Source organism: Leifsonia sp. Root227 (assembly GCF_001428745.1).
Lineage (GTDB): Bacteria > Actinomycetota > Actinomycetes > Actinomycetales > Microbacteriaceae > Leifsonia.
Window position 1 is genome coordinate 410,207 of record NZ_LMIO01000003.1, and the last position, 14,891, is coordinate 425,097.

Genomic DNA, 14,891 nt, shown 5'->3' on the forward strand with positions numbered 1-14,891 from the left:
CATGTATCTGCCACCGCTCCGCATCCCCGTCCGCACCATCGGCGCCCGCACCTTCGACTTCTCCCGCCGCGTCGCCGTGATGGCCGTCGTCAACCGCACACCGGACTCGTTCTTCGACCAGGGCAGGACGTTCGCCCTCGACAAGGCCGTCCAGGCGAGCTTCCGCGCCGTCGAGCTCGGCGCCGACTGGGTGGACATCGGCGGCGCCCCGTTCGCGCCCGGAGACCCGATCCCGGTCGAGGCGGAGGCTGACAGGGTCGTGCCGGTGGTCGCGGAGCTGCGCGCAGGGTCGGACGTGGTCATCTCCGTCGACACCTTCCACGCCGAGGTCGCGCGCCGCGCCATCGCCGCCGGCGCCACGGTGGTCAACGACACCACCGGCCTCAGCGACCCCGACCTGGTCTCCGTGGTCGCCGACAGCGACGCGACCCTCGTCATCACGCACAGCCTCGCCGCCCCTCGCACGTTCTATCCGAGGCCGCACTACGACGACATCGCCGCCGAGATCGCCGCCTTCCTGCTCGGCAGGGTGGAGCTGGCGCTCGCCGCAGGCATCCCGGAGGAGCGGATCATCGTCGACCCTGGCCACGACCTCAACAAGAACACGCTGCAATCGCTCGAGCTGACCAGGCGGCTGCACGAAATCGCCGACCTCGGCTTTCCGACGCTCGCCGCCGTCTCCAACAAAGACTTCATCGGCGAGACCCTGGATGCGCCCCGCGCCGAACGCCTCGAGGGCTCGCTCGCCGCCGCCGTGGTCTCGATCGTGAACGGCGCCCGCATCATCCGGATGCACGATGTGGCCGCCTCCGTCGCCGCCACCAGGATGACGGAGGCGATCCTGGGCCTGCGCGAGCCCGCATACCTGAAGCACAACATGGGAGACGTGAATGACTGAAACGGCCATCGCCAGGGTCTACCCGCTGCCGGCCGAGGAGGGACTCGGCGACGAGGACCTTGCCGCCCTCTACAGCGACGGTGCAGGCGACCTGCCGTGGCTGCGCGTCAACTTCGTCAGCAGCGTCGACGGCGCTGCCACGCACGGCGGCCTCTCCGGCGGGCTGTCCGACGACGCGGACAAGCGCGTGTTCGCCATCCTGCGCCGCCTCTGCGACGTGGTCGTGGTCGGAGCGGGCACGGTGCGCGCGGAGGGCTACGCGGCGATGCGGGTCGACGAGGCCTCCGAGCGCTGGCGCGCCGAGCACGGCCGCACCGCGCATCCGGTGTTCGCCATCGTCTCCGCGAGCCTCGACCTCGACCCGGCCAGCCCGATCTTCCGCGATGCTCCCGTGCGGCCGATCGTGCTCACCACCGAACGCTCGCGCGAGGACACCCGCGAGGCCCTCTCCGAGGTGGCGGACGTGGTGGTCTGCGGCCGCGACAGGGTGGAGGTGGATGTGCTGGTGCAGGTGCTGAACGAGCGAGGCCTTGGCCGCATCCACTGCGAGGGTGGGCCGCACCTGTTCGGCGATTTGATCGCATCCGGGGAGCTGGACGAGCTGTGCCTGACGATCAGCCCTCGGCTGGAAGCAGGGGTCGCCACCCGCATCTCGTCCGGGGCGTCGCCCATCGTTCCGGTCGGGCTGCGGCTCTCTCACACGCTGGTCTCCGGCGACACGCTGCTGCTGCGCTATGTCCGGCGCTGAGCTGCCCGCGATCGACGCCGACCTCGCGCGACGGCTGGTCGACAGCCAGTTCCCTGCCTGGTCGGGGCTGCCGATCCGGGCGGTGGAGTTGGACGGCTGGGACAATCGGACCTTCCGGCTGGGGGATGCCCTGAGCATCCGGATGCCGAGCGGGCCGTGGTACGCCGAGCAGGTCGCCAAGGAGCAGGACTGGCTGCCGAGGCTCGCCCCGCTGCTGCCCGTCCCCATCCCGTCGCCGGTGGCGGCAGGGGCGCCGGCGTTCGGCTACCCGTATGCGTGGTCGGTGTACCGCTGGCTCGACGGACGCCCCGCCGCGCTGGATGGCATCGGCGACCCCGTGGCGTTCGCGGAGGCGGTGGCGTCGTTCCTGGTCGCGCTACGGGAGTGCCCGACCGACGGTTCCCCACGCCCCGGGCGACACAACTTCTTCCGCGGCGACCCGCCCGCCGTCTACGGAGACGAGACGCGCGCCGCCATCTCTGCGCTCGGCGCCTCCGGTGACCCACTCGACCTGGATGCGGCCGCGCGCGTCTGGGCACAGGCCGAGGACGCGACGTGGCTGGGCGAGCCGGTCTGGTTTCACGGCGACATCGCGGTCGGCAACCTGCTGATGCTGGACGGCCGGCTCGCCGCGGTGATCGACTTCGGCACGTCGGGCGTCGGCGACCCCGCCTGCGACCTGGCACTCGCCTGGACGACGCTCGACGGCGAGGCGCGGGAGGCCTACCGCAGTGTGCTCGGCGCCGACGACGCGATGTGGGCGCGCGGGAAGGGCTGGGCGCTGTGGAAGGCGCTCATCACGCTGCGCGACGACCCGCGGAATGCTCGGGCGCGTGTGACGGCGGAGCGGGTGCTGGGCTGAGCCGGGCTGGGCCGGGTTGGGCTGGGCTGTCCTACGCGGCCAGCGCGTGCGCATCCAGGATCGTGTACGAGTACCCCTGCTCCGCGAGGAAGCGCTGCCGGTTCTGCGCGAAGTCCTGGTCGACGGTGTCGCGCGAGACGAGCGTGTAGAAGTTCGCGGACAGCCCGGACTCCTTCGGGCGGAGCAGGCGACCGAGGCGCTGGGCCTCCTCCTGGCGGGAGCCGTACGAGCCCGACACCTGGATGGCGACCGTCGCCTCCGGCAGGTCGACGGAGAAGTTCGCGACCTTGCTGACCACCAGCACCTCCGTCGTGCCCTCCCGGAACTCCTGGTAGAGACGCTCGCGCTCGTCCACCGGGGTCGCTCCCGTGAGGGACGGCGCATCCAGGGCCTCGGCGAGCTCGTCGATCTGGTCGAGGTACTGGCCGATGACGAGGATGCGCTCGCCCTGGTGCCGTGCGACCAGCTGGCGCACCACATCCAGTTTGGCGGGCGCCGTGGCTGCCAGCCGGTAGCGCTCGTCGTCGGCTGCGGCCGCGTAGCTGAGCCGGTCGGACGCCGGCAGGTCGATGCGCACCTCATAGCAGGCGGCGGGGGAGATGAAGCCCTGCGCCTCGATCTCCTTCCACGGGGCATCGAACCGCTTCGGGCCGATGAGGCTGAACACGTCGCCCTCCCTGCCGTCCTCGCGGACCAGGGTGGCGGTGAGGCCGAGGCGGCGGCGGGCCTGCAGCTCGGCGGTGAGCTTGAACACCGGCGCAGGCAGCAGGTGCACCTCGTCGTAGACCACGAGGCCCCAGTCCATCGCGTCGAGCAGCGCCAGGTGCGCGTACTCGCCCTTCCGCTTGGCGGTGAGGATCTGGTACGTGGCGATGGTCACCGGCTTGACCTCTTTGACCTGGCCGGAGTATTCGCCGATCTCCGCGGCCGTGAGCGTCGTGCGCTTCAGCAGCTCGTCGCGCCACTGGCGGGCGGAGACGGTGTTGGTCACCAGGATGAGCGTCGTGGTCTTGGCCGTCGCCATCGCGCCGGCGCCCACCAGGGTCTTGCCAGCGCCGCAGGGCAGCACCACCACACCGGAGCCGCCGTCGAAGAAGTTGTCCACCGCCTTATGCTGGTAGTCGCGCAGCTTCCAGCCGTCCTCCACCAGGTCGATGGGATGCGGTGTGCCCGGCGTGTATCCCGCGAGGTCTTCTGCCGGCCAGCCGAGCTTCACCAGCTCCTGCTTGAGCTGGCCGCGCGCCCACGCCTCCACGACGAAGGTCGACTCGTCCCGTCGTTCGAGCAGCAGCGGGGCGATCCGCTTCGCGCCGGCGACCTCGGTGAGCACCGGCAGGTCGGTCGAGCGCAGCAGCAGCACGCCGTCGTCGTCGCGCTCGATCACGAGCCGTCCGTAGCGGGCGACGGTCTCCGCCATGTCGACGGACACGGTCTGCGGAATCGGGAACTTCGAGTACCGCTCCAGCGTGCCGAGCATGTCCTGTGCGGTGTGCCCTGCCGCCCGCGCGTTCCACAGTCCGAGCCGGGTGATCCGGTAGGTGTGGATGTGCTCTGGCGCGCGTTCGAGCTCCGCGAACACGGCGAGGTCGTGCCGTGCGTCTTCGGCCGACGGATGCGCGACCTCCAGCAGCACGGTGCGGTCGCTCTGGACGATCAGGGGGCCATCTGACATAACCGCTGAGTCTACGCCCGCTTTCTCTGCGCCCCGCTCAGCCCCCACCTCCGCCGCCTCGATGGCTTCGCCGGGGGTCAGTCGGCGGGGCGGAGGCCCCGGACGCTGGAGAGGGGGAGGGTGCGCTCGATGTCGGCCGCCCTGTCGCGGCCGCGCAGGCGTCCGCCTCCGACGCCGGTCGGCTCCAGCAGATAGTCGACCACGCGGCCGTCCGGCATCGCCACCTCGACCACCACGAGCTGCCTGGCCCTGATGGCCAGGTCGAGCTGCCTGGTCAGCCACTGCTCTCCCGTGCTCTCGTCAGCGGTGGCGTCCGCCTCGCGCAGCCGGGCGACGAGTTCCGCCTCCTGATCGGCGCGCTCGGCGACCCTGGGATGCGCGACCCGCTGCCTCCGCAGCGCCTCCACGCTCCCGTCCGCGTCCTCCGCAGCCACCGGGTAGCGCGCATCGCTGATCGCCCAGAACACCACATCCCGTGCGAACCGGCTCTCCAGCCTGTCCTCCGCCGCCCTGACCAGCCCGAGGGCGCTGAGCGACTGGTCGACCTCGATCGTCGTCAGCAGCGTGAGGTCGGCGGAGACCACAGCCGACCGCATCCGCCCGTCGCCGTCGATGGCGCGCACCCGCACGCGGCCGTAGCGCTCCGCCGCATCCCGCACCAGGTAGTCGAGGGGCTGCGGGACGCCGGTCAGCGAGATCTCTGCCAGGAACGCGTGGATGCTCTCCGCCGTCTCCCCGCCCGTGATCGCCCTGTCGATGGTCGCGGCCGACATCCGGAAGGTGGACGCGAGCGCCCTGCTCTCCACGTCGGCCATGCCGCGCAGGCGCCCGTCGATCGCCGGGTCGAGCGGGCCGGGAGCCACGATGGTGAGGTCGTGCTGCAGGTAGACCTTGTCCACCTCCGCGGGGAACAGCTCGCGCACCACGGCGGCCGCGGCGTCCGGGCCGCTCTCGACCAGGGCGCTGCCCGCGCTGCTCGGCGCCTGCTGCGCGGTGATGCCCAGCCATTCCGCATCCCGCGTGTACGCATCGACGCGCTCCTCGGCGAACGCTCGGCCTGCCGGATACAGCCAGGCGACGTACTCGCGCAGGCTGTCGCCCCAGGCCGCGCGGCTGCGCGAGGAGAGGATCCCGCGCAGGTCGTCCGGCAGGGCGTCCTGCCAGGACGCGGCCAGCGCGCGCCAGCGGTCGGCAGTCGGCGTGTGCTGCCAGGCGGAGGCGGCATCGGTCGGCAACCAGAGAGCATCCTCCAGGGCGACGAGCCCGGCACGGGATGCGACCGAGAACACCGTCGGCACGATGGACACGTCTACAGCGAGGGCTCCGGCGATGCGCTTGCTGGCCGGCAGTGCCAGCCCGCCCTTCTGCAGCTCGCGCGCGCCCTCCCTGAAAAGCTCGGCGATCAGCTCGGACACGGCGGTCACCGCATCGAACGCGCGCTCGGCGGCGAGGCGGTCGGTGAAGCGGCGCTCGGTGTCCGGCACGGCGGCGAGCGCGGCGGGCGCCGGTTCGGCGAGTAGGACATCGGGGGAGGGCAGGTGGATGCTCGGCCACGCGGCCAGTTGCGCCGTGACGGCCTCGTACGCCGAGAACGCGCCGGAGTCCGGATGGGCGAGGATGAGGCCGGAGACGGCGTCCAGCGCCTCCTGAGCCGCTATAGGGGTGATGCCGGGCGTTGCGGGGGAGCCGGCGAGCGCTGCGGCGACCTCCCGCGCATCCATCGGGGTGGATGCGCGACCGAGCACCACGAGCACGGCCAGCCTGGTGCGGTCGAGCCCGGAGAGCGCGCGCTGCACCGCCTCGCGGTCGAGCAGGGCGTCCGCGAGGTCGAAGAAGTCGGAGATCCCTGCGCGGCGGATCGCGCGCTCGTGCAGGACGTGGACGATCGACTCGTCCGGCATCGCCCGCAGGCGCGCAGCCAGAGCGAGCGTGTTCGTCATCGGCGCTGTTCCAGCCCGGCTTCCCGCCGGCCTACCGCTTGCCCGTCCCGGCTCCGCCGGAGCCGGAGGGCCGTGCGGCCTTCGCCGCCTTGCTGCGCTGCCTGCCGGTGATCACGATGAGGGCGATCACCAGGATGAACGCCACGGACAGGCCGATCATCGGCAGCACGAACACCACCGGCCAGATGCCCTGACCCGATCCCTGCTCCGGCATGCCGCCGAGAGCGGAGCCGATCAGGACGGCTGCGATGCAGACCAGGGAGATGATCACGAGTGCCGCAATGATGTACGACAGGATGCGTTGGAGGCGGCTTGCCGCCTGTGGGGTCTGCTGGGTCACGAAATCAAGGATAATTGAGGTTGGTCATACGATCCCCCATGTGAAATGAGGTTCCCATGCCAACCGGCAAGGTCAAGTTCTACGACGACGAGAAAGGCTTCGGCTTCATCAGCTCCGATGACGGCCAGGAAGTCTTCCTGCACGCCTCCGCCCTGCCGGCAGGTGCCGTCGTGAAAGCGGGAACCCGCCTCGAGTTCGGCATCGCCGACGGCAAGCGCGGCGCCCAGGCACTGTCGGTGCGCGTCCTCGACGCCCCGCCCAGCCTCGTGAAGCTCAGCCGCAAGTCGGCGGACGACATGGCGATCATCGTCGAAGACCTCGTGAAGCTGCTCGACGGCATCGGGGCGAACCTCAAGCGGGGCAAGTACCCGGACAAGGCGCACGGAGCGAAGATCGCCGCCGTGCTGCGCCGGGTTGCGGACGACCTGGATGCCTGACACCGAATTCGAGGCCGAGGCCGAGACGCCTGCGGAGACCCCCGAGACCCCCGAGTCCACGGAGACCCCGGAGGCGTCCTCGGCCGACGCCGCGGTCGCCGGCCAGGATGACGCAGCGGTCGCCGACGAGGCGCCCGCGCCCGTCTGGACCGTTCCCGACGACGTGCTCCTCGCATCCATCGCCCAGGCACGGGATGCGCTGAAGGAGATCACGCCGGAGGCCACCATCGGCGCGCCCGCCGGCCACATCGTGGAGGGAGAGCACGTGCTCTCCCTGCTGTTCGAGTGCACCATGTCCGGCTACCCGGGCTGGCACTGGACCGTGACGCTGTCGCGCATCGACGGCGACTCCGCTCCGAGCGTGCTCGAGGCGGAGCTGATGCCGGGCGAGCGCGCCCTGCTCGCGCCGGACTGGGTGCCGTGGTCGGAGCGGCTCGCCGACTACCAGGCATCGCAGGAGGCCATCGCGGCCGCGGAGGCGGAAGCCCTCACGGACGACGATGACGACGAATCCGACGACGATGATGACGACACCGACGACGACTTCGAGGACGAGGACGGCGAGCACGACGTGCACGACCTCCACCCGGAAGACCTCGACGGCGTCGACATCGAGAGCGCGGACGACACGTACGACGCTGAGCTCGACGACGACGCGGACGACCTCGACGAGGACGGCGACACCGAGCTCGACGGCGAGGACGCTGACGCCGACCTCGACGGAGACGCCTCAGCGTCGCTTGACGGTGAGGTAACCGAGTCCGACGATGCCGAGCGCGAGACCGACGACGACCGTCCAGAGCCACCAGCCGTCGCCGGAGGCGCTGAGCTGGCGGAAGAAGACGAGCGTCACGACGAGGGCGACCACCCACAGGCCTAGCCCGACGAGCACGGCCTTCCTGTCGTCCGTCTTCACGGGCACAGGATCAGGCCGTCGCTCGTCGTCGCGGAGCCAGAGTCGCACGGTGGCTCCGCTCAGCCCAGCTGGCCGACGACGTACTCGATGCAGCCGATCAGGGCACGCACGTCGTCCGGCTCGATAGCCGTGAACGTGGCGACGCGGAGCTGGTTGCGGCCGAGCTTGCGGTACGGCTCCGTGTCCACGATGCCGTTGGCACGCAGCGCTTTCGCGACGGCGGCGGCGTCGATCGCGTCGTCGAAGTCGATCGTGACGACCACCTGCGAGCGGTGTGCTGGATCGGAGACGAACGGCGTCGCGTAGTCCACGCTCTCGGCCCAGGTGTACAGGGCGTTCGAGGACTCCGCCGTGCGCGCACCGGCCCAGGCGAGACCGCCGTTGCCGTTCATCCACTGGATCTGGTTGTCCAGCAGGACCAGGGTGGCGACGGCCGGGGTGTTCAGCGTCTGGTTGAGGCGCGAGTTGTCGATCGCGTTCTTGATGCTGAGGAACTCGGGGATGTACCGGTCGCTCGCCGCGATGCGCTCGACCCGCTCGATGGCGGCGGGGGAGAACAGCGCGAGCCAGAGGCCGCCGTCCGACGCGAAGTTCTTCTGCGGGGCGAAGTAGTAGACGTCCGACTCCGCTGCGTCGATGTCGACGCCGCCCGCCGCGCTGGTCGCGTCGACCACCGTGAGGGCTCCGTCGTCGCCGTGCACGCGCTTCACCGGGGCCATGACGCCGGTGGAGGTCTCGTTGTGCGGCCAGGCGTACACGTCGATGCCCTCCGCCGCCTGCGCCTCGCTGCGCGAGCCCGCCGGGGCGTCGATGACGTGGGGCGCCTCCAGCCACGGCGCCTTTGCCGCTGCGGCGAACTTGCCGCCGAACTCGCCGAAGACGAGGTTCTGGCTGCGCTTCTCGATCAGCGAGAAGGCCGCTGCGTCCCAGAACGCGGTGGAGCCGCCGTTGCCGATGACGACCTCGTAGCCGTTCGGGATGCGGAACAGCTCGCCGAGCCCGTCGCGCACGCTCCCGACGAGGTTCTTGATCGGCGCCTGGCGGTGGGAGGTGCCGAGCAGCTTCGCGCCGGCTCCTGCGAGGTAGGCGACCTGCTCTTCGCGGACCTTGGATGGACCGCATCCAAATCGTCCGTCGGCGGGCAGCAGATCAGTGGGAATCGTCACATCCGGCATATCCAGAGTCTATTGGCTGTTAGAACCCCTGTCGGTCGACTCCGCCGCGGCGACTCCGCGCTGTCACCGGCACCCAGTAGTCTCTACTGGACACACGCGCGCGACAAAGCTGGAGGGTTGATGACCGACCTGATCGATACGACCGAGATGTACCTTCGCACCATCCTGGAGTTGGAAGAGGACAACATCGTCCCTCTGCGTGCGCGCATCTCGGAGCGTCTCGGCCACTCAGGCCCGACCGTCTCCCAGACCGTCGGCCGGATGGAACGGGACGGACTCGTGGTCGTCTCCGGCGACCGTCACCTCGAACTGACGGACGACGGCCGCCGCAAGGCCGTGCACGTCATGCGCAAGCACCGTCTGGCCGAGCGCCTCCTGAGCGACGTGATCGAGCTCGAGTGGGAGTACGTGCACGAAGAGGCCTGCCGCTGGGAGCACGTCATGAGCGAGCAGGTCGAGCGCAAGCTGCTGACCATGCTCGGGCACCCGACGGAGTCGCCGTACGGCAACCCCATCCCCGGTCTGGACGAGCTCGGCGACATCGTGTCTCCCACCACGGAGGGTCTCACCAACCTCGTGGATGTGGTCGTCGGCAAGGATTCCGGGGTTTCTGCCAGGATCAAGCGCCTCGGAGAGCCGGCTCAGGTGGACCCCGAGCTGCTCCTGCAGCTCAAGCAGGCGGGCGTTTTTCCTGGCTCGACCGGCACGTTCACGCCCGCTGGTTCGTACGTCGCCGTGCAGATCGACGGCTTCGAGAACGGCCTGGAACTGCCGAACGAGCTGGCGGCGCACATCTTCGTCGAAGCCTGATTTCCGTTACCGACTTGTTAAAATATCGGGAAAAGGATGTGACAAAGCGGGGGTCGTCCCGTAGTCTCTAACGAGTCCGACGGGCCAGAAGCCGGCCACAGGACCCGAACCGGGACGCTCCACCCCCCACCCCTGTCTCCTGGTTCGCGAAGCCAAGCTATAAGCATCCGGGACGGGGCAGCTACCTAGTGCTGCTGGAGCGCAGGAGGTTCAACCCTTGGCCCTATTAGGTAGACCAGGCTCTGAAGAGAGCCCCACAAACCCGAATAGCTCGACCCCAGCAACCTCCGACATCGTGTCCCGCCGCTCTCTGCGCGGTGCACGAGTGGAGCAGAAGGCGGCCGCGCCTGTCACCGCATCCGGTGCTGGCGCCGCTGGCTCGTCCGCCGGGGCCGCGTTCCGCAAGCCCGCCGAGAAGGCTGCGCCGAAGAAGCCGAGCAAGAAGGTCAAGGGCGGCGTGATCAACGTTGCTGTCATGACCCTCGCCGCCGGTCTCATCGCCACGATGGCTCTTCCCGCGTACGCCTTCAACCCGCAGGGTGCCGACACCGCGCAGTTCAAGAGCAGCGCCGTCGACAGCATGAAGAAGGCCCAGTCGCAGAGCGTCGAGGTTCCGCAGACCGTCGCAGCCGCCGCCGTCGCCCGCGACGCAGCCACCGCGACCAGCGAGCAGGAGCTCTCCGCCGCCAAGGCAGCGAAAGCCGCCGAGCTGGCACGCCAGCAGGCCGCCGTGTCGTTCGCGAGCTACGCCAGCTACTCCGGCCCGTCCGTCACCGACTTCCTGGCCAACCCGCCGTACCCCAGCTTCAGCCTCCCGCAGGTGTTCTCGGTGGCGCAGCAGTACATCGGCACCCCGTACGTCTTCGGCGGCTCCACGCCCGCCGGCTTCGACTGCTCCGGCTACGTGATGTACGTCTACGCCCAGTTCGGGATCTCCCTGCCGCACTCGGTCTCCGGCCAGGCGGCGATGGGCAAGCGCATCTCGATCGCGGACGCCCAGCCGGGCGACCTGGTCATCATGCCCGGCCACGACGGCTTCTACGCCGGCAACGGCAACATCATGGATGCGCCGGACACCGGGCGCAGCATCTCCATCCGCCCGATCTGGACCAGCGACTACTACATCGTCCGTCTCGGCATCTGAGGCTGAGGGTCGGCCCCTGCCGGGCTGATTCGAACACGGTCCTGAGGCTTCCTGGACCGGAACAGAACGTGAACTCCGCGTGACGCGGAGCAGGAACGGCGCGCCCCGAATATGTGGTGCGCCGTTTCTGCGTTACTCTGATCCCCTGAAACCGTGAATGTCCACGCGTTGGATGTTCGCACCGCGAGAGATCCGGGGAGTGCGATGGCCGAGCCGCGCAGGGTGACTTCCTGGGTAGAGCGCGGCCAGCTGGTCGCCCGCCACCACGATTTCCTCGCCTGTCGCACCCATGTGGTCGCCTGCCGCCGCCCCTTCGTGGCCTGCCGCCACCATGCCGCCGCTTCACTGGGCGCTGTCCGCACGGACAGTGCCCTTTTTCTTTGCCCGGAGGTGCTTTCCCCGGGCGTTCGCACCTCGGACTCTCTTTCCCCTGGCGTTCGCACCTCGGACTCTCTTTCCCCTGGCGCATCCCTTCGCCTCCGCTCACCGCATCCCGTCGCTGTTTCGCAGGAAGGTCCACGATGAAGACACTGGTCCTCAACGCCGGTTACGAGCCCCTCGCGGTCGTCTCCTTCAAACGCGCCATCGTGCTCGTCATGAATCAGAAGGCCACGGTGCTCTCTGTTGACCAGGCCCACCCGGTCTGGGGCATCTCAGCCAGCTACGAGCGCCCGTCGGTCATCCTCCTCACGCGCTACGTCCGCATCCCTCGTGGTCGCGCCGTGCCGGTGAGCCGCCGGGGCGTCCTCCGCCGCGATCTGCACCGCTGCGCATACTGCGGCAAGTCGGCCACGACGATCGACCACGTCCTCCCACGCTCCCGCGGCGGTGCCGACAGCTGGGAGAACCTGGTCGCCTGCTGCCTCCGCTGCAACAACATCAAGGGCAACCACACGCCCGCCGAGATGAACTGGTCCCTCTCCTTCACCCCGCGCGTCCCGCACGACGCCTCCTGGGTCGTCCGCGGCACCGAGGTGACGCAGCCTGACTGGAGCGACTACCTGGCGCCGGCGGCCTGACGCTGCAGGGCGTGTCCCGGTTTCGCGCTGGCCAGCGGCCCCCGGTAGACTCGTGCGGTCAGCCTCTGTAGCTCAATGGAAGAGCTGCTCCGTCCTAAGGAGAAGGTTGGGGGTTCGAGTCCCTCCAGGGGCACCTTTGGGGCACGGTAAAATTGCCGGTCAGAGGCGATTTCCGCGGACGTGGAAATCGCCCATTTTCGTTTTTGCCCACAATTTGCCCACAGGGACGCCGAAAAACTCTAAGAAACTCTAAGAGATCTCCGGAGATCACAGTGGGTTGCTTTGCGTCACGCAGCCTCTGATCCAGACGTCGATCGTAGGGGCGTCGAGGGCTCTTTTCGTGTGCGTGTGCTTCGGCCTCCTTGGCGGCCGAGGATACGGAGAATCTGGCGGGCTCGTCCTGCTGTTCGCGGGTTCAGGCCGAGCACGATCAGAAATGGCAGCGCGACGAGTACAAAGGTCAGCCAAACAGCCGACAAACCCTTCCTCTGCAGGAGGACGGTCAAGGCTCGAAGCAGCTTGAGTGCGTGAGGATCCCATTGGGATACGAAGCAAGCCGCTACGACCGTGAGTGACGACATGCAGACCGCGAGCACAAGCAGACCAATCAGGGCCAGTGCGGATGTCGAATCGCCGAGAAAGCGGAAGATGGCGTTCATGAAGCGTCTCCACGAAACGCCTGCCCGTACAGCGTTTCGGACGACGGCGTTCATGACGCTCTGGGTCCAGACAGTCGCACAACTGTGTGACCGGAGCATTGTGGATACCTTAGCCGGATCCTTCGGCTCATCACGGGCGATGAACTTGGTCGCTCTCAAAGTACAACCGCGGTCCCCGTTGAGAAATTCCTGTCGGAGTACGGCTCGTGGCGCTTGACCTGGCGGAACCTTTCTCGTCCGTGTCAGAGTGGTCTTTCGGACAGTGGCATGCGTTCGGTCGGAGGAGGCTCGCTACGGCAGCGGGTCGAGATAAGCGTGTCCCGGCCTTGCTGGCATAATCATGCCCAAATGGGGACAACAACCACATCATCAGACGCGCATACATTCCCCCTGTGGTCGGATGAACCGGCCGAGAGGGATCTGCTGGCGTTTCGCGCGGTAGCCGAGACGGTAGCTGACGCGATCTTCGACGATGACCTAGACCCGATCGCGATCGGACTCTCGGGCTCTTGGGGGAGCGGCAAGACGAGCGTCCTTGAGTTGGTCGTCTCTGAGATCACGGCTCGGTCTGCGGGCGTGGACGACAAGGTGTTGGTCGTCGCGACTCAACCGTGGCGCTACGACCCGGCCGTAGGCCCGAAAGAGAGTCTCATCGCGGAGGTGCTTGAGGCGCTCAGCGGCGAGTTCAAGGACACGGATCCGACCGCGAAGACGGCAATCGACACGCTCAAGAAGCTCGCCCGCAAGGTGAATTGGACCAAGGCGATCAAGATGGCGGCCCGTACAGCCATCACACTGCAGATCCCCGACATCGACGATGTGTTCGGGCTGGTGAGCGACGACCCTGAGAGCCTCGGCGGGGAAAAGGGCATGGCGGAGTTCCGGGAGCAGTTCCAGGAGCTCCTCGCGGATCCGGCGCTGCAGCACGTCTCTCGTGTAGTGGTCCTGGTCGATGATCTCGATCGGTGTCTTCCTGACACCGTCGTGGAAACGCTCGAGGCGATTCGACTGTTCCTGTCGGCTAGAGGCATGTCGTTCGTGATCGCTGCGGACGAGGACCGGGTCGCCGAAGCGATTCAGCAGCGATTTCACACCGCCGACGGTGCCCGAGATGAGGAGTCGCCGGCCAAGCTCTACCTGCACAAGATTGTCCAGACGACCATCCCGGTGCCCGCCCTCAGCCGCTTCGATACTGAGGCCTATCTTTTCCTGCTTCTCGCCAAGGCGGGACTTGACGATACTGAGTACGAGGCGCTGATCGTCCAGTGTGACGCGTTGCGCCTGACGGCTCCAAACCTCGACTCGGTATCCGTCCCTGAGGGGAGCCCACTGGTCGACCAGCTCGTCACAGCATCACGTCTCACCCCGATCCTGTACGAAAAGTTTCACGGCAACCCGCGCCGGATCAAGCGGTTCCTTAACGACCTGAATGTGCGTCAGAGCATCGCCCGCCGCCGCGGCTTCAATCTCCAGCCTGACGCGGTCGTCAAGCTCATGGTTCTGGAGCGGATCCTCACCGACGACTTCGAGCAGGTGCTCGACTGGCTGGCCACAAACCAGCTCCGCGACAAGCTCGAGGCACTCGACCTCGCCGCCAACGGCCCGGCCACGCCACTCGTGGAACAAGGTGGCGAGAGTAGCGATGAGTCGACGCCAGCACAGGCGAGGACGAGGCGTGCTGTCGTCGCGGTCGAGGAGACTAAGGCCGCCCCTCCTCTTGAGGACGGGTTCAGCGATACGTTGCGCCGCTGGGCGAAGCTCCCGCCTGCCCTGGACGCGACCGCGATCTCCGGCTACCTCTACCTTGCCGCGTCGTTCGCGAAGATCGAGGTCATCGACACTGGTCTTCCCGAGCGGCTCCGTGATCTCGCGTCCGCACTGACCTCGTCCCTCAGGCTCGATCGCTCCGGTGTCACTGAAGAGGTGCTTCGCGCTCTCCCCGAGGCGGACGCACGCACGCTCGTCGGATTCCTTGGACGTCGCACCCGCGACCAGCCCACCATCCAGAAGTTCTCCGTCGAAAGTCTCCTCCGACTCGCCGCCACCCAGCCCGCAGTAACAGGCGACGTAGTCGGCGCTCTGCGGAGCATTCGCGGCGTTGATATTGAGACGGCCACTGTTGTGAAGCTTCGCCCGCTCGATGCGTTCGTCTTCGGGCCTGTGCTCGAGGCGTGGAAGGCCGGAGTGACGAACGAGCAGACCCTCAACGCGGTCATCGTCGTCGAGAAGGAATGGGCGACGCGCGATGGGAACTAGTGGTTCTTTCGGGGG

At 68.3% G+C, this 14,891-nt stretch carries 13 protein-coding genes, 1 tRNA gene and 1 pseudogene; 10 read left to right on the forward strand and 5 right to left on the reverse strand.

Going from position 1 to position 14,891, the window contains the following annotated elements; all coding sequences use genetic code 11:
• Position 1 precedes the first annotated feature (1 nt).
• The 3 genes from folP to ASE16_RS12050 are packed head-to-tail and all read left to right on the forward strand — an operon-like array spanning position 2 to position 2,508.
• Positions 2–898, forward strand: coding sequence for a dihydropteroate synthase (gene folP / locus ASE16_RS12040; protein WP_055895218.1), 897 nt, complete (start codon positions 2–4; stop codon positions 896–898).
• Complete coding sequence (locus ASE16_RS12045) at positions 891–1,646, forward strand: pyrimidine reductase family protein (protein ID WP_055895220.1); 756 nt, start codon at positions 891–893, stop codon at positions 1,644–1,646. Before folP ends, ASE16_RS12045 begins: the two co-directional genes overlap by 8 nt.
• Positions 1,633–2,508 carry an aminoglycoside phosphotransferase family protein gene (locus tag ASE16_RS12050; RefSeq protein WP_055895221.1) on the forward strand — a complete coding sequence of 292 codons (876 nt, stop codon included), beginning with the start codon at positions 1,633–1,635 and terminating at the stop codon, positions 2,506–2,508. The genes ASE16_RS12045 and ASE16_RS12050 overlap by 14 nt, the downstream gene beginning before the upstream one ends.
• 31 nt (positions 2,509–2,539) lie before the next feature.
• Here ASE16_RS12050 and ASE16_RS12055 read toward each other — a convergent pair whose 3' ends face one another.
• From ASE16_RS12055 to ASE16_RS12065, 3 genes are all read right to left on the reverse strand, one after another.
• Positions 2,540–4,180: a DNA repair helicase XPB gene (locus tag ASE16_RS12055; protein WP_055895224.1), complete on the reverse strand. Its 1,641-nt coding sequence runs from the start codon at positions 4,178–4,180 to the stop codon at positions 2,540–2,542.
• 77 nt (positions 4,181–4,257) lie between these two features.
• Positions 4,258–6,120, reverse strand: coding sequence for a helicase-associated domain-containing protein (locus ASE16_RS12060; RefSeq protein WP_055895225.1), 1,863 nt, complete (start codon positions 6,118–6,120; stop codon positions 4,258–4,260).
• A 31-nt stretch (positions 6,121–6,151) separates the two neighbouring features.
• Positions 6,152–6,460 carry a hypothetical protein gene (locus tag ASE16_RS12065; RefSeq protein ID WP_055895228.1) on the reverse strand — a complete coding sequence of 103 codons (309 nt, stop codon included), beginning with the start codon at positions 6,458–6,460 and terminating at the stop codon, positions 6,152–6,154.
• A 56-nt stretch (positions 6,461–6,516) separates the two neighbouring features.
• Between ASE16_RS12065 and ASE16_RS12070 the strand changes: the two genes are divergently transcribed.
• Together ASE16_RS12070 and ASE16_RS19435 are read left to right on the forward strand one after the other, a co-directional pair.
• Entirely contained in the window at positions 6,517–6,897 is a 381-nt protein-coding gene (locus ASE16_RS12070) for a cold-shock protein (protein WP_055895229.1), read from the forward strand.
• Complete coding sequence (locus ASE16_RS19435; RefSeq protein ID WP_082581406.1) at positions 6,890–7,777, forward strand: DUF3027 domain-containing protein; 888 nt, start codon at positions 6,890–6,892, stop codon at positions 7,775–7,777. The genes ASE16_RS12070 and ASE16_RS19435 overlap by 8 nt, the downstream gene beginning before the upstream one ends.
• Here ASE16_RS19435 and ASE16_RS20125 read toward each other — a convergent pair.
• Both ASE16_RS20125 and serC read right to left on the reverse strand, forming a co-directional pair.
• Positions 7,691–7,906, reverse strand: a pseudogene (locus tag ASE16_RS20125) (hypothetical protein); the annotation flags it as partial. The gene ASE16_RS19435 and the pseudogene ASE16_RS20125 overlap by 87 nt on opposite strands.
• Positions 7,873–8,988: a phosphoserine transaminase gene (gene serC / locus ASE16_RS12080; protein WP_055895231.1), complete on the reverse strand. Its 1,116-nt coding sequence runs from the start codon at positions 8,986–8,988 to the stop codon at positions 7,873–7,875. The gene serC and the pseudogene ASE16_RS20125, both read right to left, overlap by 34 nt.
• Before the next feature lie 120 nt (positions 8,989–9,108).
• Here serC and ASE16_RS12085 point away from each other — a divergent pair, with 120 nt between their 5' ends.
• The 5 genes from ASE16_RS12085 to ASE16_RS12105 all read left to right on the forward strand — a co-directional run bounded on the left by ASE16_RS12085 (position 9,109) and on the right by ASE16_RS12105 (position 14,876).
• The gene (locus ASE16_RS12085; protein WP_055895233.1) at positions 9,109–9,798 is read left to right on the forward strand and encodes a metal-dependent transcriptional regulator; all 690 of its coding nucleotides are present in this window, start codon (positions 9,109–9,111) and stop codon (positions 9,796–9,798) included.
• Between the two features lie 295 nt (positions 9,799–10,093).
• Positions 10,094–10,942, forward strand: a complete 849-nt coding sequence (locus ASE16_RS12090) for a C40 family peptidase (protein WP_235500476.1) — start codon at positions 10,094–10,096, stop codon at positions 10,940–10,942.
• A gap of 521 nt (positions 10,943–11,463) precedes the next feature.
• Positions 11,464–11,961 (forward strand): HNH endonuclease, encoded by a 498-nt coding sequence (locus tag ASE16_RS12095; protein WP_055895236.1) that lies wholly within the window; start codon positions 11,464–11,466, stop codon positions 11,959–11,961.
• 61 nt (positions 11,962–12,022) lie between these two features.
• Positions 12,023–12,094, forward strand: a tRNA-Arg gene (locus ASE16_RS12100).
• Positions 12,095–12,968: 874 nt separating this feature from the next.
• Complete coding sequence (locus ASE16_RS12105; protein WP_055895237.1) at positions 12,969–14,876, forward strand: P-loop NTPase fold protein; 1,908 nt, start codon at positions 12,969–12,971, stop codon at positions 14,874–14,876.
• Positions 14,877–14,891 lie beyond the last annotated feature (15 nt).